General features: G+C 41.8%; 20 protein-coding genes. 16 read left to right on the top strand and 4 right to left on the bottom strand.

Going from position 1 to position 21,765, the window contains the following annotated elements:
• The first annotated feature begins 6 nt into the window (after window positions 1-6).
• The 3 genes from BN8908_RS01675 (at window position 7) to meaB (ending at window position 3,876) form a co-directional block, all read left to right on the top strand.
• Window positions 7-1,458 carry a RagB/SusD family nutrient uptake outer membrane protein gene (locus BN8908_RS01675; RefSeq protein WP_068688598.1) on the top strand — a complete coding sequence of 484 codons (1,452 nt, stop codon included), beginning with the start codon at window positions 7-9 and terminating at the stop codon, window positions 1,456-1,458.
• Window positions 1,459-1,476: 18 nt separating this feature from the next.
• The gene (locus BN8908_RS01670) at window positions 1,477-2,658 is read left to right on the top strand and encodes a C1 family peptidase (RefSeq protein WP_068688596.1); all 1,182 of its coding nucleotides are present in this window, start codon (window positions 1,477-1,479) and stop codon (window positions 2,656-2,658) included.
• 126 nt (window positions 2,659-2,784) lie between these two features.
• Window positions 2,785-3,876 (top strand): methylmalonyl Co-A mutase-associated GTPase MeaB, encoded by a 1,092-nt coding sequence (gene meaB, locus BN8908_RS01665; RefSeq protein ID WP_068692043.1) that lies wholly within the window; start codon window positions 2,785-2,787, stop codon window positions 3,874-3,876.
• A 48-nt stretch (window positions 3,877-3,924) separates the two neighbouring features.
• Here the strand turns inward: meaB and BN8908_RS01660 are convergent, their stop codons facing one another.
• Together BN8908_RS01660 and BN8908_RS01655 are read right to left on the bottom strand one after the other, a co-directional pair.
• Window positions 3,925-4,380: a type I restriction enzyme HsdR N-terminal domain-containing protein gene (locus BN8908_RS01660; protein WP_068688594.1), complete on the bottom strand. Its 456-nt coding sequence runs from the start codon at window positions 4,378-4,380 to the stop codon at window positions 3,925-3,927.
• Between the two features lie 14 nt (window positions 4,381-4,394).
• Entirely contained in the window at window positions 4,395-5,621 is a 1,227-nt protein-coding gene (locus BN8908_RS01655; protein ID WP_068688591.1) for an S-adenosylmethionine:tRNA ribosyltransferase-isomerase, read from the bottom strand.
• A 266-nt stretch (window positions 5,622-5,887) separates the two neighbouring features.
• Here BN8908_RS01655 and BN8908_RS01650 point away from each other — a divergent pair, with 266 nt between their 5' ends.
• The 10 genes from BN8908_RS01650 to BN8908_RS01605 all read left to right on the top strand — a co-directional run bounded on the left by BN8908_RS01650 (window position 5,888) and on the right by BN8908_RS01605 (window position 15,099).
• Complete coding sequence (locus BN8908_RS01650) at window positions 5,888-6,658, top strand: AMP nucleosidase (protein WP_021986673.1); 771 nt, start codon at window positions 5,888-5,890, stop codon at window positions 6,656-6,658.
• Window positions 6,659-6,667: 9 nt separating this feature from the next.
• Window positions 6,668-7,099 (top strand): DUF1573 domain-containing protein, encoded by a 432-nt coding sequence (locus BN8908_RS01645; RefSeq protein WP_021986672.1) that lies wholly within the window; start codon window positions 6,668-6,670, stop codon window positions 7,097-7,099.
• Between the two features lie 73 nt (window positions 7,100-7,172).
• Entirely contained in the window at window positions 7,173-7,490 is a 318-nt protein-coding gene (gene yajC, locus BN8908_RS01640) for a preprotein translocase subunit YajC (RefSeq protein WP_021986671.1), read from the top strand.
• A 272-nt stretch (window positions 7,491-7,762) separates the two neighbouring features.
• Complete coding sequence (locus tag BN8908_RS01635; protein ID WP_118773773.1) at window positions 7,763-8,746, top strand: CdaR family protein; 984 nt, start codon at window positions 7,763-7,765, stop codon at window positions 8,744-8,746.
• Between the two features lie 9 nt (window positions 8,747-8,755).
• Window positions 8,756-9,343, top strand: a complete 588-nt coding sequence (gene coaE / locus BN8908_RS01630) for a dephospho-CoA kinase (protein ID WP_068688589.1) — start codon at window positions 8,756-8,758, stop codon at window positions 9,341-9,343.
• 1 nt (window position 9,344) lies between these two features.
• Window positions 9,345-10,073, top strand: coding sequence for a TerB family tellurite resistance protein (locus BN8908_RS01625; protein WP_021986668.1), 729 nt, complete (start codon window positions 9,345-9,347; stop codon window positions 10,071-10,073).
• A 64-nt stretch (window positions 10,074-10,137) separates the two neighbouring features.
• Window positions 10,138-10,548: a DUF5606 family protein gene (locus BN8908_RS01620; RefSeq protein WP_021986667.1), complete on the top strand. Its 411-nt coding sequence runs from the start codon at window positions 10,138-10,140 to the stop codon at window positions 10,546-10,548.
• 195 nt (window positions 10,549-10,743) lie between these two features.
• A complete protein-coding gene (locus BN8908_RS01615) occupies window positions 10,744-11,448 on the top strand; it encodes a tRNA1(Val) (adenine(37)-N6)-methyltransferase (protein ID WP_068688587.1) in 705 nt (234 codons plus the stop codon).
• Between the two features lie 353 nt (window positions 11,449-11,801).
• Window positions 11,802-12,764: an ROK family protein gene (locus BN8908_RS01610; protein ID WP_021986665.1), complete on the top strand. Its 963-nt coding sequence runs from the start codon at window positions 11,802-11,804 to the stop codon at window positions 12,762-12,764.
• A gap of 106 nt (window positions 12,765-12,870) precedes the next feature.
• Window positions 12,871-15,099, top strand: a complete 2,229-nt coding sequence (locus BN8908_RS01605; protein ID WP_068688585.1) for a GH92 family glycosyl hydrolase — start codon at window positions 12,871-12,873, stop codon at window positions 15,097-15,099.
• Between the two features lie 173 nt (window positions 15,100-15,272).
• On the opposite strand, the gene BN8908_RS01600 is transcribed toward BN8908_RS01605, so the two are convergent.
• Together BN8908_RS01600 and BN8908_RS01595 are read right to left on the bottom strand one after the other, a co-directional pair.
• On the bottom strand, window positions 15,273-16,703 hold the full coding sequence (locus BN8908_RS01600; RefSeq protein WP_021986663.1) for a capsule assembly Wzi family protein: 1,431 nt from the start codon (window positions 16,701-16,703) through the stop codon (window positions 15,273-15,275).
• A 1,498-nt stretch (window positions 16,704-18,201) separates the two neighbouring features.
• Window positions 18,202-18,687, bottom strand: a complete 486-nt coding sequence (locus BN8908_RS01595; protein ID WP_068688583.1) for a dihydrofolate reductase — start codon at window positions 18,685-18,687, stop codon at window positions 18,202-18,204.
• A gap of 178 nt (window positions 18,688-18,865) precedes the next feature.
• Here BN8908_RS01595 and BN8908_RS01590 point away from each other — a divergent pair, with 178 nt between their 5' ends.
• Genes BN8908_RS01590 through BN8908_RS01580 form a run of 3 tightly spaced genes read left to right on the top strand, consistent with a single transcriptional unit; the run spans window position 18,866 to window position 21,710 of the window.
• A complete protein-coding gene (locus BN8908_RS01590) occupies window positions 18,866-19,912 on the top strand; it encodes a pyridoxal phosphate-dependent aminotransferase (RefSeq protein WP_021987567.1) in 1,047 nt (348 codons plus the stop codon).
• Window positions 19,912-20,643 carry a phosphocholine cytidylyltransferase family protein gene (locus BN8908_RS01585; protein ID WP_021987568.1) on the top strand — a complete coding sequence of 244 codons (732 nt, stop codon included), beginning with the start codon at window positions 19,912-19,914 and terminating at the stop codon, window positions 20,641-20,643. The genes BN8908_RS01590 and BN8908_RS01585 overlap by 1 nt, the downstream gene beginning before the upstream one ends.
• Before the next feature lie 11 nt (window positions 20,644-20,654).
• Window positions 20,655-21,710, top strand: a complete 1,056-nt coding sequence (locus tag BN8908_RS01580) for a CDP-glycerol glycerophosphotransferase family protein (protein WP_021987569.1) — start codon at window positions 20,655-20,657, stop codon at window positions 21,708-21,710.
• The last annotated feature ends 55 nt before the right edge of the window (window positions 21,711-21,765 follow it).

Raw genomic sequence — 21,765 nt, 5'->3', positions numbered from 1 at the left:
AGTGTTATGAAACAGATAAAATATCTACTTTTAATCGGATTAATCACAGGCATTTACTCCTGCGGCGACAAATTTCTCGACTCATCTCCTGCCACCAGCCTCCCGGACACGGAGATAATCTCGGATATCAATGACCTCAACAATTTTACAAACGGTTGTTACAATTACCTGAAACTCACCAGCGGAGCTTACGGTTATTATTACGATGCCACATTTATGTTCAGCGGCGATCTGATGGGAGACGATTTCCGGGCCGGAAATACCGGTTGGTTAGCAGACTACTATTCATTCAAGTCAACTCCCTATGACATAACGACCCTGATCTACAGAAACCTGTACAACCTGGCTTACGCTTCAATAAAAGTTTTCGAATCGGCCAAAGCCCTGGAAGAATCGGAAAAAAAGAAAGAATACCTGGCAGAAATCCGTGTATTACGTGCATTGATGTACTTTGACATGGTTCGTATGCACGCTCCGCTTCCTTCAAACTGGGGAAAAGGCAATATCGCGGCCGACCCGCTCGGTATTTATATTGCTAAAACAATCAAAAGCGATATCAGTCAGCCCAACTATAGAAACACTGCCCGGGAAGTTTGGGAATACATCGGTACCGAATTGAAAGAATCTGTGCCCCTCCTGAGTAAAACCAGAAAAAAAGGCAGATTAGACTGGTATGCCGGTCGCGCATTTCAGGCCAGATACTACCTGTATATGGAAAATTGGCCAGAAGCACTGAAAGCCGCCCAAGACGTCATCAACTCCAAAGTCTTTACCCTTTACGAAATTGACAACTACAAATCGGTATGGAGCACGGCCTTTGCCAGTGAATCGATTTTCGAAGTCAATGTATCCGATACCGAACCGAATCAATGGGTTTGCCTGGGTACCCTGATCGGCGGAACCCGTTACCAAAGAATTGGTACGACTACCGATTTCGAAGCACTGATGCAGGAAAACCCGACGGATGTAAGGTTCTCTCTCTACGAACCGTCCACCCTTTTCCAATATTACTATGCCCGTTGGAAATGGGAAGGTAGAAATGGCAACGAACTGATTACCAATCCTAAAATTTTCCGTCTCTCCGAAATGTACCTGATTGCAGCAGAAGCGGCACTCAAAAGCAACGACACCAATGCCGGAAAGTACCTCAGCGACCTGCGGGAAAAACGGACAACTGTCGACCCGCGGAAATACGACAACGGCGTAACCCTGGACGATATCCTGTATGAAAGACGACTCGAACTGGCCTGTGAAGGGCACAGAGCCTGGGATCTGTGGCGTAATTGCAGAGAGGTTGTGAGATGGAGAACCCCGGAAGAAAAATTAGCTAAGCAGCATCTGGACAATTTGGGAGTCATTCCGTTCGATCATTTCCGCCGGATATGGCCGATCTCTTACACGGAAATCCAGTTATTCCCACCCGCCGACAGGGACAGTCAACAAAATCCAGGTTATTAATTCCATAATAAAAAAAGAATGAAAAAGAATATTGTATTGACATTTGCTTGTGCCTGTGTATTTTTATACCAGGCCCAGGCTCAGGAACAGAAAGAAGAGGGATATCGGTTTACCGACATCAAGCGTATGCCGGCAACCAGTGTCAAATCACAGGACCGGAGCAGCACTTGCTGGTCATGGTCGGGCATATCGTTCTTCGAATCGGAAATCGCCCGATTGGGAAAAGATACTGTCAGTCTCTCCCCGATGTACGTCGTATGGCATACTTATGACGGAAAAGCCGACCGTTACGTACGTCTCCACGGTGCGATGAATTTTGGTCCCGGTGGAGCACATTATGATGTACAATGGGCCATAGACCGTTACGGTATTGTACCTCTGGAAGCCTATTCCGGTTTGAATTACGGAGAAAATATACATGCCCACGGAGAACTCAACAGCCTGTTACGGGCATACGCCGATGTCATTGTCAAAAACCCGAACCGGAAAATCACAACCGCCTGGAAAAAGGGTTACCAGGGTATTCTAGACGCTTATCTGGGGAAATTACCGGAAACCTTTACCTACAAAGGTAAAGAATATACCCCGCAAAGTTTCACCCAAATGCTGGGACTGAATATGGCGGATTATATACAGTTGACCTCTTTCAGCCATCATCCTTTTTACTCTCAGTTCGCTATCGAAGTACCGGACAACTGGTTAAACGGAAATACTTACAACCTTCCGCTCGACGAATTCATGGACGTTTTGGATAAAGCCATCGACAAAGGATTCACCTTTGCCTGGGCTACCGATTTATCCGAAAAAGGATTTACCAATGGCATCGCTGTCGTGCCGACTTTCGATACCAAAGAAATGAAGGATGCCGAAATCACCAAATGGCTGACATTACCCAAAGAGGAACAACAACGGCAATTCATCCAACATCCCTGTAGTGAGAAAAAAATCACCCAGGAAATGCGGCAGGAAGCCTTTGACAATTACCAAACCACCGACGACCATGGTATGCACATCGTTGGAAAAGCCAAAGACCAAAACGGTACCCCTTATTTTATTGTCAAGAATTCCTGGGGAAAATACAACAAATACGACGGTTATCTTTACGCTTCCTATCCCTTTGTCGCATACAAAACGACATCGGTCATGATCCATAAAGATGCCTTATCCAAAGAATTGAAAAAGAAACTGGGTATCGATTAATTTCAGCCTGGAATACTTTGTTTTTATTATCTGAAAGTCGGAAGCTTGTTGGCTTCCGACTTTTGTCTTTTCAACGAATTAATTCTATCTTTGCCTAAATCAAAAAAAACAGTCATGGAGCAATGTATTGAACACCCGGAAAACTCTTCGGAATACGAGGGTTTGAAAGTAAATAAAGGTATAGATCAACCGGATCCGGTAAATCCGAACCTAGTTGCCCGTTTAAAAAATATAAAAAAGAAAGCTTTAACAACAGATGATTATGTAGAGGGTATCCTAAAAGGCAACATCAACATTCTCAGCCAAGCAATCACTCTGGTGGAAAGTTCAAAAACCGAACATCAGGCAATAGCTCAGGAAGTCATCAAGCGTTGTCTGCCTTCTTCAGGACGTTCTGTGCGCATCGGGATAACCGGTGTACCGGGAGCCGGTAAAAGTACATTTATAGAAACCTTTGGAAAATTTCTGACAGACCAGGGCCATAAAATTGCCGTACTGGCGATCGACCCCAGCAGTGAACGCTCCAAAGGCAGTATTCTGGGGGACAAAACCCGAATGGAAGAACTGTCGCGGGACCCGAATGCCTATATCCGGCCTTCCCCGTCTGCGGGTTCTCTCGGTGGTGTAGCCCGTAAAACCAGAGAAGCCATGATCCTTTGTGAAGTAGCAGGTTTCGACATTATTTTAATAGAAACAGTAGGCGTCGGACAAAGCGAAATCGCCGTCCATTCTATGGTTGATTTTTTCCTGTTGGTACAGATTGCAGGGGCCGGAGACGAACTACAAGGCATCAAGCGGGGTATCATGGAAATGGCCGACACCATCATTATCAACAAAGCAGACGGTAACAACATTCATAAAGCCGAATTAGCCAAAGTACAATTGCAAACAGCTTTACACCTGTTTCCGCCCCATGAATCCGGTGTAGAACCGAAAGTTATGACCTGTTCAGCCTATGAAAAAACAGGAATATCCGATATCTGGCAAGCCATTCTCAACTATTGTAACACAACCCAGCAAAACGGTTATTTCGAAACACACAGAAACGAGCAAGCCAAATACTGGATGTACGAAACAATCAATGAACAACTGAAAAACCGTTTTTACGAAAGTCAAAAAGAAAACCTGAAAAAGGCGGAAGAAAAAGTACAGAAAAACGAAATGAGTTCTTTTACTGCTGCCTTTGAATTACTCGACAAATATTTTAAGAATTGTTGATCTGAACTTCCGGTACCCTGTGATTTGTTGTCCGGAAGTGATAACAAATCACAGGGCCGGAAAATCTTCAAATTCCGGTATCTCCGGCAAAAAACAAAATTGCCGGTTGCAGTCTAGATGACCGCAAAAATGCCGGATACCATTTGTAATGGCAACATAAGGAGCAGCCAGAATCAAATTATAGCCGAAAACCTGATCGAAAACCGTTTGTGAAAGTGTTACGCCGGCAGCCTTACACTCGACAATCAGATACGGATTTCCCCGGCGGTCATAGCATACCAAATCAAAACGGCGTTTCAAGCCGTACACCTCGATTTCTCTTTCCAATGCAATCAATGCCTGCGGAAAGCCCTTCTGACGAATCAGATAATGCACGAAATGCTGACGTACCCATTCCTCCGGCGTCAGTTTGACATACTTTTTCCGGATAATATCATAAATGAATACAACCCCATCCTGCTTTTTGACCTTGTATTCAAATGCCGGTAACGATAATTCTAACATACAGACACCTCTCCTTATTTTCTGACTTTCAAAAAACTACTGTCTCCGTAACTCAAAAAACGGAAATGATGCGAGAGGGCATAAGCATATATTTTTCGCCAATCTTCACCGACTGCGGCCCCGACCAGCAGCAGTAAAGTACTTTGCGGTTGATGGAAATTCGTAAACATGGCGTCTATAACCTGAAACCGGTATCCTGGCACAATGATAATCGTCGTCCGGGCTTTCAGCAACTCCTCTCCGCTCCGGTCAAACCAATCCACCAATGCCGCCATCGCCTCCTGTAAAGAATAACCAACAGGTAAAGTATAAGCTTCCCACTGGGATAAAGAATAAAATTCTTCCTCCCCCATCAATCTCTTCACTCCCATCCAATATAAACTTTCCAAAGTCCGTACCGAAGTAGTTCCTACCGCAATGACCTCCCCTTGTTTCCGGGACAGATCGTCCACCAGTTTCCGGGAGATAACAATATGCTCCGTGTGCATATCATGCCCGCCTATCCGCTCGGCCTTCACAGGACGAAAAGTACCTGCCCCGACATGCAGCGTCAGTTCATCTATATGCACCCCTTGCTTTTCCAAAACCGACAAAATATTCCGGGTAAAATGCAGTCCGGCTGTCGGAGCAGCCACTGAACCTTCTTCCCGGGAGTACACCGTTTGATAACGTATCTTATCCGAATCTTCGGATTCCCGGTTCAAATAAGGTGGAATCGGTATTTTGCCGCAATATTCCAAAACCTCACTAAAAGACAACTCCTTATTCCACGAAAAACGAACATGTACTTCCCCTCCCGTTTGTCCGAGCTTTTCTGCTTTTAAAACCACCTCATCCTGCCCCCGTTTAAAACGACAGAAAATAGCACCGTCACGCCATTTTTTCAGATTACCGACCATACAACTCCACTCACAGTAATAATTACTCTCGAAATTCCGGGCATAATCCGCAGGTACCAAAGGCTCCAGACAAAAAATTTCGATATGCGCTCCCGTTTCTTTCTGAAAAAATAAGCGGGCATATATTACCTTTGTATTATTAAATATCAACGTCTGTCCCGATTTCAAAAGAGCAGGCACCTGGGAAAAAAACGTTTCAGAAACGGCTCCCCTATCATATATCAACAACCTGGAAGCCTCCCGGTCGGCCAAAGGAAATTTTGCAATTTTTTCCTCCGGTAAATCATAAGTATAATCCTCAATTTTTATATTTTTGAGGGCAGTAAGTTCTATAGTATTCATCGATGTAATTAACTGTTCTGTTTTGCCGGTCTTATTTTACCGATACCCGGAAATGAGACAGACAAAGGTAATAAAAGATCAGTCAATCACCTCATGGAGCAAAACGGAAAAGTATTTATCACAAACTCAAAATTCCGGAATCAAAAAATGGAACACCATACATTGGCTTCCTTTTCCGATACTGTGACTCTTTTATTAAAAAAACGTAAGAAAAGAGGAAACCGGTTCATAACCCAAAATGAAATAACGTTAAAGCTTTATGCATTATGAAAACAAAAAAAGAAATCGTAGATAACTGGCTGCCACGCTATACCGGCCGGGCATTAAAAGATTTCCCCAAATATATTCTATTGACGAATTTCGAATACTACCTGGATTTATTTTCGGAGCTATTCAACGAGCCGATTGTCGGCGCCGATAAAACCATGCCCAACGTATCACACGGAAATATCGTCCTGATCAATTTCGGTATGGGAAGTGCCAATGCAGCTACCGTCCTGGACCTTTTAACCGCTATCGAACCGGAAGCCGTCCTTTTTCTGGGTAAATGCGGAGGATTGAAAAATAAATCTTCAGTAGGAGACTACATTTTACCCATTGCAGCCATAAAGGGGGAAGGTACCTCAGACGATTACCTGCCCCATGAAGTACCGGCATTGCCGGCTTTCAGCATTCAAAAAACCTGTTCCCGGATCATCAACGATCACAAGCGGCAATATTTCACCGGAGTCGTCTATACCACCAACCGGCGTGTCTGGGAATACGACGATCATTTTAAGGAATATCTGGTAAAAACCCGGGCTATGGCTGTAGATATGGAAACAGCAACCATTTTCACCGTCGGCTTTGCTAACCGTATCCCTACCGGAGCCCTGCTACTGGTTTCCGACAGACCGATGATTTCCGAAGGAATAAAGACAGCCGAATCAGACAAAGAAGTTACCCAAAATTTTGTCAAACAACACCTGGAAATCGGAATCCAGACAATGGAACATATCCAAAACAAAAATTATTCCGTAAAACACCTCATATTCTAAACGAAAAAAATGAAACCGCTCACTATATGGAACTGCCGGGCAGTCCGAAAAGTAAAAACAGGACTACTTTTATTCATCTGCCTGCAAGCATGCCATACCCAAACAAAACAAACAACAGCCCCTACAGCCGATACCCGCATCGAATTCACACAACCGACATTCAACTTCGGGAAAATAACGGCCGGAGAAACCGTGATGCATACATTCAATTTTAAAAATACAGGCTCAGAAAACCTCATAATCCGCAACATAGAAACCGGCTGTGGCTGCACCACCGCCGATTACACCAAAGAACCGGTAGCCCCCGGAAAAGAAGGAAAAATAGAAATTGCTTTTAACTCTTCCGGCAGATACGGTAAACAATACAAAGAAATCCGTATATTTGCAAATATTCCGGAAAAGGTGATTACATTGAAATTCACCGCCGATATAAAAAATTAAAGCGGTAAATCCTTATGTACAAAACATATAAATAAAACCGGGAAAATACATTTATAAAATAAACACTAAAATTATGAACACATTTTTTATGATCGTATTACAAACCCAAACCCAGGGTGGTGGTTTGATGAGCTTTTTACCTCTGATCCTGATTATTGTTGTTTTCTGGCTTTTTATGATCAGACCTCAAATGAAAAGACAAAAAGAGTTGAAAAAATTCAGAGAGTCTCTTCAAAAAGGAGATAAAATCGTTACCACCGGCGGTATCTACGGAAAAGTTGCAGAAATTCAGGAATTCGCAATTATTATGGAAGTTGAAGGCGGCGTTCGCTTAAAAATCGACAAAGCAGCTGTTATCAAAGACATGACTGATGCAGCTCCCGCTAAATAAATAAACAAAAGAGGGTACCCCATCAGAGTGCCCTCTTTTCCAAATAATACCCGATTTTCATTTTTTAATTCAAAATTACCCCTCAGTTTATTTTTAATATACGATTTTTGGGGTAAGAATTAAATATTTAGGGTCAATCTAAAATCTACAATTAGAACGAACATATAAATTGTAAATTGCTTGACAAAGGGATTCATCGTCGGATTCATTTAATCAATAATTTAAAATCGTAAATCTACAATTTTAAACTTACTATTTTCGTCCGTATGTCTATGAAGAATAATTTATTTGCCTATTTGCAAAAGCATCATATTCACATCGACCGGCATATATTGAGCTACATGATGTGCGTAGTTATTGCCGCCATCCTGTGGTTTTTAAATGCACTCAATAAAGAATATACGAGCGAAATCACCTATCCCGTAAAATACACTGATTTTCCCAAAGGAAAATACCTCGTCTCCACTCTACCTAAAAGTATAAGTCTGGAAATCAAAGCTACGGGGTTCTCTTTACTCAGATACCGGATCAGTACGTCTTTTCTACCTATCACATTGGATGTCAATGGTTACAGCAATCATCTGCTGGAGAAAAACAACATTCTCGAATACACCCTCCAGTTAAAAAACATCAAAGACAAAATCAGCAACCAGTTAAATTCCGACATCAAATTATTAGACATCAAACCGCAGGAAATCGATTTTAAATTTTCATATGCCGTTTCCCGGAAAGTTCCGGTACACCCCATCGTAGATTATAAACTGAAAAAACAATACATCTTAAAAAATAAAATCAATGTGACACCGGACAGCATTCTCATTACAGGGCCGGCAATAATCGTTGATACTCTAAAATACATACCTACCGAACACTGGAATATCGGAGAAATCAAAAAAGACATATCTAAGGATATACAGCTTGCCCAAATACCCGGCATAACAAACAGCATCCAGGATGTACGGGTCACGCTGCAATTGGAGCGTTTCACAGAAGCACAAAAAAGTGTTCCGATCAAAGTCATCGGACTACCGGACTCCCTTACAATCCGGCTTTTCCCCGCTTCCGTCGATGTCACGTATGACGTCGGATTAAGCATGTATGACCGGGTATCCGATAAAGATTTCAATTTTATCATCAATTATAAAGACGTGGGCAAATCTAATTTTTTACCCATACAAGTTACCCAAAGCCCCTCCTTCATTAAGAACCTGGCATTCTCCCCTCAAAAGGTAGAATATATTTTGGAACAAAAGTAATGCTCTGCTATGATAAAAATAGGCCTGACAGGTGGAATCGGTTCCGGTAAAACGACAGTTGCCCATATTCTGGAGCAGGAAGGTTATCCCGTGTACATTTCAGACCGTCAGGCTTCCGAACTGATAAATAAGAATAGGGAAATACGTTCGGCCCTTACCGGATTATTCGGAACAACCCTTTATTCCGATGACAATAACCTGAACAAAAAGAAATTGGCCGAAATCATTTTCAATGATAAAACAGCCTTACAGAAAGTCAATGCAATCGTACACCCGGTTGTTCTGGAAGATTTCCGCCAATGGAGCTTGCTGCAATCCGGGAATTTGGTCTTTTTCGAATCGGCTATACTATTTGAAGCCGGATTGGAAAAAAATTTCGACCGGATTATCTCGGTATATGCTTCCCGGCAAACCCGGATACAACGGGTTGTCGACCGGGATAAGGTATGTCCTGAACAGGTCATAAAAAGAATAGAAAACCAAATGGCTGACGATATAAAATGCCAAAAATCCGACTTTACGATCTATACGGACCGGGGGCTGGATTTAAATCAGCAAATTAAAGATATTATAGAACAATTAAATCAAAAACAATAAAATGGCAAAATACGGAAAATGGATCGGTGCCGGATTAGGCTTTGTTATGGGAGGACCGTTAGGAGCACTTTTCGGACTTTTTATGGGTTCGGTCTTCGATAATGTCGATGTAAAAGTTGCATCGGCTCCGGGTTCCGGGAACCGGACAGGCCGGGGTGACTTCATGTTCAGTCTCACCGTACTGCTTACGGCAATTATGAAAGCCGACGGCAAAATGACCCGTTCGGAACTGGATTATGTCAAAAATTTTCTCCGTACCAATTTCGGAGAAGAAGCGGCCCGCGAAGCCCTGCTCATGATCAAGGAACTTCGTACCAAAGAAATTCCATTAGCAGAAGTATGCCAGCAAATCCGGTTCAATATGGACCTGTCTTCGCGCATTCAATTACTCTATTACCTGTTTGGAGTAGCCCAATCTGACGGTAGCATCTGCCCTGAAGAAATCCGGTTGATTGAAAATATAGCTTTCCAATTGGGTATCGACAACACCAATTTCAATTCAGTAAAGGCCATGTTCTACGACGATCTGAACTCAGCCTATCAAACACTGGGAATCACCTCTGCTGCAACCGATGAAGAAGTGAAAAAAGCTTATCGTAAAATGGCCATGGAAAATCATCCGGACAAAGTAGGACATTTGGGAGAAGACATTCGAAAAGCTGCGGAAGAAAAATTTACCCTCATCAATACGGCCTATGAAAAGATTAAAAAGCAAAGAGGGATAAACTGATTTATCAAAAATTCTTATTACTTTTGCACTTCATTTTAACAAACGACTAAAATTTACACGACACATGTTAAAAGAAATTTTATCTATATCAGGAAAACCGGGATTATTTAAACTGATCAACAATACCCCGAATGCAATTATAGTGGAATCACTTATCGACGGCAAACGCTTTCCGGCTTATTCCAACTCAAAAATCATATCCCTGGAAGATATATCCATATATACGGAAGATGAAGACATGCCTTTAAAAACCGTATTAAAACGCATCAATGAAAAGGAGAACGGTGCCAAAACCCTCTCCCACAAAGAACCGACAGAAAAAATCATTGCTTATTTCAATGAAATCCTGCCGGAATACGACAAAGACAGAGTATATGTATCCGATATGAAAAAAGTCATTCAATGGTACAATCTGCTCGCAGAAAAAAATATGCTGAATTTCGAAGAGGAAAAAGAAGAAAAAGAGGAAAATTAAAATCGCATACCGCTACGACTGTACCGCTAAAGGGAAATAAAATTTATTACCTTTAGCGGTATTGTTTTAACAGGTTAGTTTCAATTGCTGATTTTAAAGCTACAACCCAAAAACAGGATCACATAATTTCAATCCAAAAAGTTTGCTGTTCAAAACAATACTTTTATAAATAGCCTTGCCAGCTTCCACAAATCCATGAACAATTACTTCCAATTCAAGCAATTTACGATCTATCAGGATCAAACAGCCATGAAAGTAGGAACTGATGGCGTCTTATTGGGTGCCTGGGCCGATTTATCTGAGGCAAACACCATATTGGATATCGGAACCGGAACCGGATTGATTGCCCTCATGGCCGCCCAAAGAAATCCAGGAGCGGCAATAGATGCCGTAGAAATCAACCCCGCTGCATACAGACAAGCAACAGAAAACATTGCCCAAAGCCCATGGCCGGAAAGAATAAAGGTTTATCCCGACTCCATATTCTGTTATCATCCGGACAAACGATACGATCATATCGTCTGTAACCCGCCCTTTTTTATACAATCGACACCTGCCCCTGACACCGCCCGGAATATGGCACGCCATTGTGAAAATTTCACACATAATGCTTTGATTGAAGCCGTTCTCCGCTTATTATCTCCAACCGGGAAATTCAGTGTCATCCTCCCTGCCGATGAAGCATTTTCCTTTATCGGTAAAACCCGGGAAACCGATCTTTGTCTCAAACGGCAGACACAAATCTACCCCAATCCGGGTAAAAAAATAAAAAGATTATTGATGGAATTTGTCGAATATCCATGTATCCCCGAAACGACAACCCTGACGCTGGAAATCAGCCGTCACAACTATACAGAAGAATACATCCGGCTTACCCGGGAATTCTATCTCCACATGTAAATTTCCTCCTTGGGCCAACCATTATTCCCCCCGATTTAAAAATCCGAACGACTTATATTTTCTTTTCTATAAAAGTTTTAAGAAATTTATACACAACACTTCAAAACAAATTAAAATTTTTAACTTTCCATTAACCATTTTGTTCAATTTTTCATTCTATATTTGTAATATCAAAAACGGCCAATAAGAAGACGTTTTTTTCATAAGTTTGTATGTTTAGGTTAGTAGTTAGTAAAAAATGAGAGATCGCTCCTGATCTCTCATTTTTTTTCTATATTTACGTCGTCAAACGGCAGCGAAGGCTGAAAACGTTACCGTAAACAACCAACAACATTAATTAATATAAACACGACATGAAAAGGCAAGTAGCATTAGGAATTGACATTGGCGGAACGAACACCACTTTTGGTTTCATTGACAGAGAAGGAAACTATATCGCAGACGGGAATATTGAAACCCAAAAGCATGAAGATATAAACGACTACCTGAAGGAACTATACCTCGAAATTGAAAAAGTATTGGATCCGTTACGGGAAGAAATCGAAATGATCGGCATCGGTATAGGAGCTCCCAACGGCAACTATTACAAAGGTTCTATTGAATTTGCACCCAACCTGAGATGGCACGATGTTATCCCGTTGTGCGATATGATGAAAGAATTCTATCCGCAGTTACCGATATTCCTGACAAACGATGCCAACGCTGCAGCTATCGGAGAAATGATATACGGAGGAGCTAAAGGCATGAAAGATTTCATCATGGTAACATTAGGTACCGGTCTGGGCAGTGGTTTCGTTGCCAACGGCCAGTTGATATATGGAAGCGATGGATTTGCCGGTGAACTGGGACACATTATCGTATCTCCGAACGGACGTCAGTGCGGCTGCGGTCGTAACGGTTGCCTGGAAACCTATGTTTCTGCCACGGGAGTAAAAAGAACTGCTTACAAAATGATGGCCAAATACAACTATCCGAGCGATTTGCGTTTGGTTCCTTTCAACGAAATGACGGCCAAAATGGTATCGGAAGCAGCTCAAAAAGGAGATATGATTGCCATCAATACATTCAAATATACCGGTAAAATGCTGGGAGAGGCATTGGCAAACATGGTAGCTATTACCAGTCCGGAAGCCATCTTCTTATTCGGCGGTTTGGCAAAGGCAGGTCCCCTGCTTTTCGAACCCACCAAAGACCATATGGAAATGAATGTACTGAAAATTTTTGCTAACAAAGTAAAATTACTGCCTTCACAACTGGATAAAAATGCAGCTATCTACGGAGCTGCTGCTCTTGTCTGGAATGAATTGAAGATGTAATTCCCATCCTCATGTCCGGTTCCTCAGCTCCGTAGCAACTACGGCTCTGATGTTCCGGACATTTTTCTTTTTTATCGTTTCTCATCCATCCGCAATTGTCCTCGCCATGAAAAATATATTCTTTCTACTTTCGTTCGTATTTATCTTACCATTGGGTAGTTGCAGCAATAAAGAAAAAGACCCCAAAATCACCGAATACGTAAACCCTTTTATCGGTACGGCCGAACATGGACATTGCTTTCCCGGCGCGACTGTTCCCTTCGGAGCAATACAACTCAGCCCTGATAATCCGAGAAGCGGCTGGGACTGGTGTTCCGGTTATCATTACAGTGACAGTATCATCAGTTCATTTTCACACACTCACCTCAGCGGAACCGGAATCGGCGACTTGCAGGATATTCGTTTTTTGCCCGTAATTACAAAACCGGACACAAACCGGAATGCAGCCGACTACATCCGATCCGGATATGCCCGTTTTTCACACGATAACGAACAAGCCGAACCCGGATATTACCGCGTAAAATTTGACAACGGAATCATTACAGAATTAGCTGTCACCCCCCGTTGCGGTTTTCACTATTACCAATACCCGGCCAACTCGGTCCACGGCCTGACCCTGGACCTGACAACTTCCCGGAATTGGGATAAAACGACAGAAGCCAGCCTGAAAAAGATCAATAACAGGACATTACAAGGTTATCGTAAATCCACAGGATGGGCTGCCGACCAACGAGTATACTTCACCATAGAATTCTCTCAAGACGTAGAGGTCCTCGCAGGTAAAAATACGTTAAAACCTTTGCAAAACGGACAGAAAATCGTTACCGATTCCTGTTATGCGTGGATCGACTTCGGCTGCAAAACCGATAAAATACTGGCCAAAATCAGTCTGTCTTCCGCCAACATTGACGGAGCCGACGCCAATTTGAAAAAAGAACTTCCACACTGGAGTTTTGATAAAGTAAAGCGGGATGGCAAACAGGCCTGGCGTAAAATCCTATCCCGTATAAAAGTAGAAGGAAACAATGAAAACAACATACAGGTTTTCTATACAGCCCTCTATCATGCCTATCTGGCCCCGAACCTGTTTTCTGACGTAAACGGCAATTTCAAAGGACCGGATAAAGAAATCCACAGCGTACAAAAACACAAACAATATACGGTATTCTCCTTTTGGGATACTTTCCGGGCAGCCCATCCGTTATTTACCCTCACTCAAAAAAAACGGGTAAACGATATGATAAATTCGATGCTCAAACATTACGACGCATCCGGATTATTGCCCGTTTGGGAACTGGTCGGAAACGAAACAAACTGTATGATCGGTAATCACTCCATTCCGGTCATCGTCGAAGCCTATCTGAAAGACATTGACAATTATGATGTAGATAAAGCCTACGAAGCCATGAAAGCGACAGCCTTATCGGGTAAGGCAGGACTGGCAGAATTGCGTCAATACGGCTATATACCTTATGACAAAGAAAATGAATCCGTTTCCAAAACACTCGAATATGCATACGACGATTGGTGCATTGCTCAAATGGCCAAAGCTTTGAACAAGGAAGAGGATTACCTCTTCTTCTTGAAAGAATCCCGGAATTACACCAACCTTTTCGATAAAAACACCGGTTTTATGCGGGGAAAATCAAGTTCCGGAGCTTGGAAATCACCGTTCTCTCCACTCTATTCAAATCACCGGGATGACGAATACACCGAAGGAAATGCCTGGCAATATTCCTGGTTTGTCCCCCACGATATTGAAGGGCTGATCTCTTTACACGGAGGGAAAGAAGCCTTTGCAACCAAACTGGACAGTCTCTTTACGATCCCAAGTCAACTGGAAGGCAGCAATGCTTCTCCCGATATCAGCGGTATGATCGGACAATATGCCCAGGGTAACGAGCCCTCACACCATGTAGCCTATCTTTTCAACTATGTCGGACAACCGCATAAGACACAATACTATGTAAACAAAATTATGACCGAATTATATACCAACACACCCGCCGGACTGTGCGGTAACGAAGATTGCGGTCAAATGTCCGCCTGGTATGTTTTTTCCGCCATGGGTTTCTATCCTGTCAATCCCGTAGAAGGCAAATATCAGCTGGGGACTCCTTTATTTAACAAAGTAACCTTACGCGTAGGACCGGAGAAAAAATTTGTCGTTACAGCCAACAAAGAAAACGACAATTACATTTACGTTCAGAAAGTCCTGCTCAATGGTAAAGAGTTGAACCGAACCTGGATTACTCACGATGAAATCACACAAGGAGGAACACTGGAATTCGTCCTGACGGATAAAATTACGGAAAAACAACAAGGAGAATCTTAAATTTTGTCAGACCCACAGATTAATTTTTAATTACGATCCAGGATTGAATCCCGGATCGGAGATTTCGCAGATAGATTCAGGATAGGGAACCTGATAAAAATGTTAATTTAAAATAGAAAACCTCCGTAAAGACGGAATGAAAAATAAACATCAAACTTTTTTACAATAAAACACTATTTCTTCGACCAAAGCACTGCTTTACGGGTAAGCTTTACCGTTACACCGAAATTATCGGTAAGCAGACGCCCGAAATCCCCATAAACACCTAAATCAATATGAAAAGGAATATGCCGGAGATCGGGAATACCGGCCTCCAACCCGAAAGAAAATTGCTTTACGGGAAGATCAGGTAACGGCTTTCCGTACGTCCCGTAATTTAAAGTATAAGTCAGCATCGCTTTATAAGGAATTCGCTGAAAAGCATATCCTTTTAATCCGAGATGATGTCCGATAATCCGGTTATTATAAATTCCCATCGTTATGCCATGCACATTGGGAGCCAACGGTGTCATAAGCGGAGTTCCTATGGTTCGCCCATAATACGTCCAACCACTCCTGTATTCTCCGTTATTGAAATAATTGTCATTGCCTCCCAATACCTTTTTCCCATCTTCCGGACGGTCGGGATTTATCGGACGGTCGTGGTAACGCCCGGATTGATATTTAGTGTAGTAAAACTCATAAATCACATCACTCACCCATTGATTCTTGTTGTGAGCTCCGTAATAAAAACTGTACGTTCCGTCGGGGAATGAGCGGAAATCAGTACCGGAAGCGTCTTCGAACGGTATATCATGATAAAAAGTAAGCGTATAATTATCGGCCAGATAATTAATTCGCAAATGCTCTCGCCCCAGATGATTTCCCAGTGCATTAATAACATCGCTAGTCGAAGCGCCTTCCCCTCCCTCCTTACCACATACGATACGCAGATAATCCTTAAAGGAAGAAGGCTGTTTTCCCAAAGTCGGAGATGTACCGCCCCACTGTACCCAATGCTCCAACCCGACTATAATCTCCCAGCGGCGTGCCGGCTTTATCTTTAAGAAAACCGATTTATTATGCAAACGTGTATCTTCTACATAACGGTCGTCAATCATCATATAGTCGGCCCAATTGAATTTAAAAGAAAGCACCTTATTCGTCCAGGGAATAGCGATATAATCAGAACGCAGATTATACCCCGGCAATGTCCGCGAATTATTCGACCATATCATATCCCCGTTCGTAGAAGAAATACCCTCATATTCGGTGTCCCGGTGAATCATCCCCAAATCAAGCCGCAAATTACGCCAGCGTCCGCTGATATACAATTGATCCAACAGAATATTATTGTCGAAATCAGACAGAAACCCCGCTCCCGAGACGCCATAGGCGAAATTGATTTTATGCTTGTCCGTAAAGTCAGAAAATACCCCGACCTCGAGCAATCCTCCCCGTCCGTCCGGCATCAGGCCGTAACGGTTAGAAACAGCCCAGAATGGCAAATTATCTTTTGTAGAGACAAAGCCCGACAATGAAGCTGAATAATCAACCGTTCTGTCCTGAGCCCATACAACCGTAGATACGATTCCCCAAAAGAATATTGACAGTATTATTTTCATATCATTCAATTAAGTCAAAAATCAATCACATACAAAACACCGGCTTTACCAGCAAATTTCAGACCGAAATTTGATTTGTCGATAATTATTATTTAAACCGGTCAGCCAAACGCACAAAATTACACCCCAAATCCCCCTGATACACAATCCTCGATTCACACCGGATTCTACCCCCTACAAATCAGCATTCACCCCAATCGTAAATCAAAAATCATAAATCGTAAATTACACAATAAGTCCGTCCCGGTATGTAATTTTCTCCCTCCCTGTTTTTCAATTTAAAATCTAAAATCTAAAATCATAAACCACCTCTTCTAAACCCTTCTACGAATGAGCATTCACCTCAATCGTAAATCTAAAATCAAAAATCGTAAATTACACAATAAGTCCGTCCCGGTGTGTAATTTTCTCCCTACCTGTTTTTCAATTTAAAATCTAAAATCTAAAATTTAAAATCATAAACCACCTCTTCTAAACCCTTCTACGAATGAGCATTCACCTCAATCGTAAATCAAAAATCGTAAATCGTAAATTACACAATAAGTCCGTCCCAGTGTGTAATTTTCTCCCTACCTGTTTCTCAATTTAAAATCTAAAATCTAAAATTTAAAATCATAAATCACCTCTTCTAAACCCTTCTACAAATCAAAAATCTCCCCAATCGTAAATCAAAAATCGTAAATCGTAAATTACACAATGAGTCCGTCCCAGTGTGTAATTTTCTCAACACCCATTTCTCAATTTAAAATCTAAAATCTAAAATTTAAAATCATAAACCACCTCTTCTAAACCCTTCTACATATCAGCATTCACCCCAATCGTAAATCAAAAATCGTAAATCGTAAATTACACAATGAGTCCGTCCCAGTGTGTAATTTTCTCCCTACCTATTTTTCAATTTAAAATCTAAAATCTAAAATCATAAACCACCTCTTCCAAAACCCTTCTACATATCAGCATTCACTCCAATCGTAAATCAAAAATCAAAAATCGTAAATTACACAATAAGTCCGTCCCAGTGTGTAATTTTCTCCCTCCCTGTTTCTCAATTTAAAATCTAAAATCTAAAATCATAAACCACCTCTTCTAACCCCTTCTACATATCAGCATTCACCCCAATCGTAAATCAAAAATCAAAAATCGTAAATTACACAATAAATCCGTCCCAGTGTGTAATTTTCTCCCTACCTGTTTTTCAATTTAAAATCTAAAATCTAAAATTTAAAATCATAAACAACCTCTTCTAAACCCTTCTACGAATCACCAATCTCCCCAATCGTAAATCAAAAATCGTAAATCGTAAATTACACAATAAGTCCGTCCCAGTGTGTAATTTTCTCCCTACCTATTTTTCAATTTAAAATCTAAAATCTAAAATTTAAAATCATAAACAACCTCTTCTAAACCCTTCTACATATCAGCATTCACCCCAATCGTAAATCAAAAATCGTAAATCGTAAATTACACAATAAGTCCGTCCCAGTGTGTAAATCCGGAATTATATTCTACTGTAATTGATAAAAGAATAAGCAAATTCATTTTTTTCATCCGCTTCGAAATTTTCCTGCGAAAGGATATGCCATTGTCCGGGATCAATAGCGGGTATATCGACATCACCTACGGCTTCGGTATGCACACGGGTCAGATACAGGCGGTCTGCCCGATCCCACAATGCATGATAGAGTGTCGCCCCTCCGATGACAAATACCTCGTCTTCTTCTTTCACCTTTTCCAAAGCTTCTCCGATACTTCCGGCCATCTCAACACCTTCCGCCCGGAAGGCCGCATTCCGGCTGACAACAATATTCCTCCGATTCGGTAAAGCCTTCCCGATGGACTCAAAAGTCTTCCTCCCCATGACAATCGAATGTCCGGTTGTCAAAGCCTTAAAACGCTTCAAATCAGCAGACAAATGCCATATCAGTCCGTTATCTCTTCCGATAACATTATTCTCAGCCGCAGCCACAATAATCGATAAAATCATAGACTCTTATTTATGTTCCGCAACAAAAGTAATATATTCAAAACAATTCCTCCCTCATAGGCAAGGCATTTTTGCTCTTTTTTATTCCTTAAATTGAATTTTATCATATACCTTTGTCCATATTTATTCTGACACTAACAAAATTATAGTGTGTTTAACATGGATTAATACTTACAACATGGATAAAAAAACAATCTATCTCGACCGAAATGAATATAATTACGGACCGGCTCCGGAAGTAGGGGAAGTTTTAAAGAATTTCGACCCGAATAAATTATGCTTTTACACCCGTATTTACGACGAAGGTAAAAAAAGTATCCTATCCGATTATTTATCCCAGGTCTATGATATACCTGAAAAACAAATCATCCTCGGATACGGTGGAGAAGATATTTTAAAGCAAGTTGTACATTGTTTTTTGGCAGGTAAGGAAAAGCAAAAAACCTTATTGATACCGAAATTCTCCTGGTGGTATTACAAATCCATTGCAGATGAAGTCGAAGGAAGAAGTGTACTTTATCCTCTGTACGAAGAAGGCAATACTTTCAAATACGATTTTAAAGCCATGCAGGAAGCGGTCGAACGGGAAAAGCCTGAAATGGTTCTTATCGCTTCTCCCAACAACCCGACCGGCAACTCCCTGACGGCTGAGGAGTTAGACAAGGTACTTTCATTTATCGATCCGGCTACTGCTGTTGTCATCGACGAAGCTTACGCATCATTTGCCAACCAGGACACAAGTTATATCAAACCTTTGCTGGAAAAATTTCCGAATCTACTGATTGTCCGCACCTTATCCAAATTCTACGGGCTTCCCGGATTGCGGCTCGGATTCGCATTTATGGGCACTTCCCTCACCCGCTTTTTAAATTACAGTACAAAATACCTAGGATACAATCGCCTGTCTGAAGAGTTGGGAATCGCAGTATTGAAAGCAACCGATTATTATCAACGTGTAGCCGATCAAATGGCAGAAGACCGTCAGATGTATATCGATGAATTACAACCTCTGGAAGGTTTCAAAGTCTACGAATCCAATGCTAATTTCATGCTGGTAAAATATCCGATAGAACTGAAGGAAAAACTACAGGCAGCTTTTAAAGCCAAAGGATATCTGATTAAATTTATGAACGAAGCGGACATAAATACCCACATGCGGATTACATTGGGTACCCATCATCAGAATTGTCAGGTAATCGAAACCATAAAAGAAGTCGTTTGTTGATGAAAGCTGTAATCCTAGCCGCCGGCATCGCCTCCAGACTACGCCCGTTGACCGATCACAAACCCAAATGTTTGTTGGAGATCGGCAACAAATGCTTGTTGGAAAGAGCGATAACCGGTTTAACCGTTAATGGCATCCGGGAGATTGTAATTGTCACCGGATATTTACAGGAACAAATCATATCCTTCGTAAAAGAGAAATTCCCGGAAATAAAAGTGGAATTTATCTACAATGAGAAATATGCTTCGACCAACAATATTTATTCCTTATGGCTGGCTAAAGAAAGAGTACTGACCCATGAAGTACTCTTGCTCGACAGCGATATTCTGTTCGATCCGGCACTTGTAAAAGCCCTGCTGGATTCTCCTGACAAAAATTGTCTGGCTTTGGCCGTACATCCCCTGGGAGAGGAAGAAATCAAAGTCATTCCCGACGGGCATAACCGGGTCAGGGAAATCAGCAAAACCTGTTCCATAGAACAAGCCATCGGTGAATCCATCGGGATAGAAAAAATGTCGGCTGATTACATTGCAGCATTATACCGGGAATTGGATCAAATGATCCTACGCGAAAATCTCGACAATATTTTCTATGAGGCAGCTTTCGAACGGCTGATTCCACAGGGTAAAACCTTCGGTATCGTCTCTACCGAAGGTCTGTTCTCCATCGAATTGGATACGGTTGAAGATTTTAAAGCAGCAACGGACAGAATTCCGGCTCAATTATTATAAATAAATGGATTATGCGCATCGTACTATTTTGCGAAAACAAATATGCGATCAGCATCCTGACGCCGATTCAGGATGCCGCCCTAAAAAACGGAAATCAGGATATATTCTGGTATGTACACGCTAAAAACATACCGGAATTTCCGCTGAAAAACGAAGTAAAATGGACAAATTCCATACAGGAGATATACGATTATTCACCGGAAGCTATTTTCGTTCCCGGTAATATCGTACCCTACTATTTACCCGGAGTGAAAATTCAGGTCTTTCACGGATATGCCGCAGAAAAAAAAGATCATTGGGTCATCCGGAGATACTTCGACACTTATTTCACACAAGGACCATTTTTCACACAAGGTTTTAAAGCACTAGCAGCCAAATACAAAGATTTTGAAGTAACCGAAACGGGTTGGCCCCGTCAGGATTGGATCTATGCCAATCTGCACACTTTCGATGCCGAAAAACAAGCCTTACTTCAGGAACACCGAAAAGAAAAGCTGGTTCTCTATGCTCCGACTTTTTCTCCTTCTTTGACCTCCCTTCCTTTTATCAAGGAAAGCCTGAAGCAATTGGTAAAAGAAAAAAACATACTCCTGCTTATGAAATTCCATCCGTTGACAAAAGCAGAATGGATGGAAGAATACAAGCAACTGGCAGCTACCGAAAAAGACATCCTCTGGATCGACGACCACAATATAACGAAATACCAGTTGATGGCCGATCTGATGATCAGCGATACCTCTTCTACCGTATATGAATTTCTCCTGCTCGATAAACCGGTGATCACATACAAAAATGTCGCCAAAGACATTTACTGGATCGATATCCGGCAACCGGAACAATTATGTGAAGCTTACGAAAGTGCATTACAAGACGAAGAATACAGACAGAAAAGGAAATGGATCATCGACAATTACGATCCTTATTTAGACGGTAAAGTCGGAGAACGTATGCTGGCAGCAGCCCAGGACTATATTGTGCGACACGGTGTTCCGACACACCGCAAATTGAATCTATGGAGAGTATACACCAGTATTAAACGATTCGGGAAAATCCAAAAGCATAAATAGTTACCCTATACTGCAACCGCAGAGCCGGCCGCCCTGCGGTTGTAATTTTGTTTCT

Source organism: Culturomica massiliensis (assembly GCF_900091655.1).
GTDB lineage: Bacteria > Bacteroidota > Bacteroidia > Bacteroidales > Marinifilaceae > Culturomica > Culturomica massiliensis.
The sequence above is the reverse complement of the archived record's forward strand: the minus strand, read 5'-3'. Positions and strand labels throughout refer to the sequence as shown.

What these genes read in the sequence shown, in the direction of transcription:
- BN8908_RS01605 (WP_068688585.1), top strand. Translation starts at nt 12,871, where the DNA reads ATGAAAAATATATTCTTTCTACTTTCGTTCGTATTTATCTTACCATTG.
- BN8908_RS01585 (WP_021987568.1), top strand. Translation starts at nt 19,912, where the DNA reads ATGAAAGCTGTAATCCTAGCCGCCGGCATCGCCTCCAGACTACGCCCG.
- BN8908_RS01595 (WP_068688583.1), bottom strand. Translation starts at nt 18,687, where the DNA reads ATGATTTTATCGATTATTGTGGCTGCGGCTGAGAATAATGTTATCGGA.
- BN8908_RS01675 (WP_068688598.1), top strand. Translation starts at nt 7, where the DNA reads ATGAAACAGATAAAATATCTACTTTTAATCGGATTAATCACAGGCATT.
- BN8908_RS01645 (WP_021986672.1), top strand. Translation starts at nt 6,668, where the DNA reads ATGAAACCGCTCACTATATGGAACTGCCGGGCAGTCCGAAAAGTAAAA.
- BN8908_RS01615 (WP_068688587.1), top strand. Translation starts at nt 10,744, where the DNA reads ATGAACAATTACTTCCAATTCAAGCAATTTACGATCTATCAGGATCAA.
- BN8908_RS01635 (WP_118773773.1), top strand. Translation starts at nt 7,763, where the DNA reads ATGAAGAATAATTTATTTGCCTATTTGCAAAAGCATCATATTCACATC.
- BN8908_RS01655 (WP_068688591.1), bottom strand. Translation starts at nt 5,621, where the DNA reads ATGAATACTATAGAACTTACTGCCCTCAAAAATATAAAAATTGAGGAT.
- BN8908_RS01650 (WP_021986673.1), top strand. Translation starts at nt 5,888, where the DNA reads ATGAAAACAAAAAAAGAAATCGTAGATAACTGGCTGCCACGCTATACC.
- yajC (WP_021986671.1), top strand. Translation starts at nt 7,173, where the DNA reads ATGAACACATTTTTTATGATCGTATTACAAACCCAAACCCAGGGTGGT.
- BN8908_RS01625 (WP_021986668.1), top strand. Translation starts at nt 9,345, where the DNA reads ATGGCAAAATACGGAAAATGGATCGGTGCCGGATTAGGCTTTGTTATG.
- coaE (WP_068688589.1), top strand. Translation starts at nt 8,756, where the DNA reads ATGATAAAAATAGGCCTGACAGGTGGAATCGGTTCCGGTAAAACGACA.
- BN8908_RS01580 (WP_021987569.1), top strand. Translation starts at nt 20,655, where the DNA reads ATGCGCATCGTACTATTTTGCGAAAACAAATATGCGATCAGCATCCTG.
- BN8908_RS01600 (WP_021986663.1), bottom strand. Translation starts at nt 16,703, where the DNA reads ATGAAAATAATACTGTCAATATTCTTTTGGGGAATCGTATCTACGGTT.
- BN8908_RS01660 (WP_068688594.1), bottom strand. Translation starts at nt 4,380, where the DNA reads ATGTTAGAATTATCGTTACCGGCATTTGAATACAAGGTCAAAAAGCAG.
- BN8908_RS01610 (WP_021986665.1), top strand. Translation starts at nt 11,802, where the DNA reads ATGAAAAGGCAAGTAGCATTAGGAATTGACATTGGCGGAACGAACACC.
- BN8908_RS01670 (WP_068688596.1), top strand. Translation starts at nt 1,477, where the DNA reads ATGAAAAAGAATATTGTATTGACATTTGCTTGTGCCTGTGTATTTTTA.
- BN8908_RS01620 (WP_021986667.1), top strand. Translation starts at nt 10,138, where the DNA reads ATGTTAAAAGAAATTTTATCTATATCAGGAAAACCGGGATTATTTAAA.
- BN8908_RS01590 (WP_021987567.1), top strand. Translation starts at nt 18,866, where the DNA reads ATGGATAAAAAAACAATCTATCTCGACCGAAATGAATATAATTACGGA.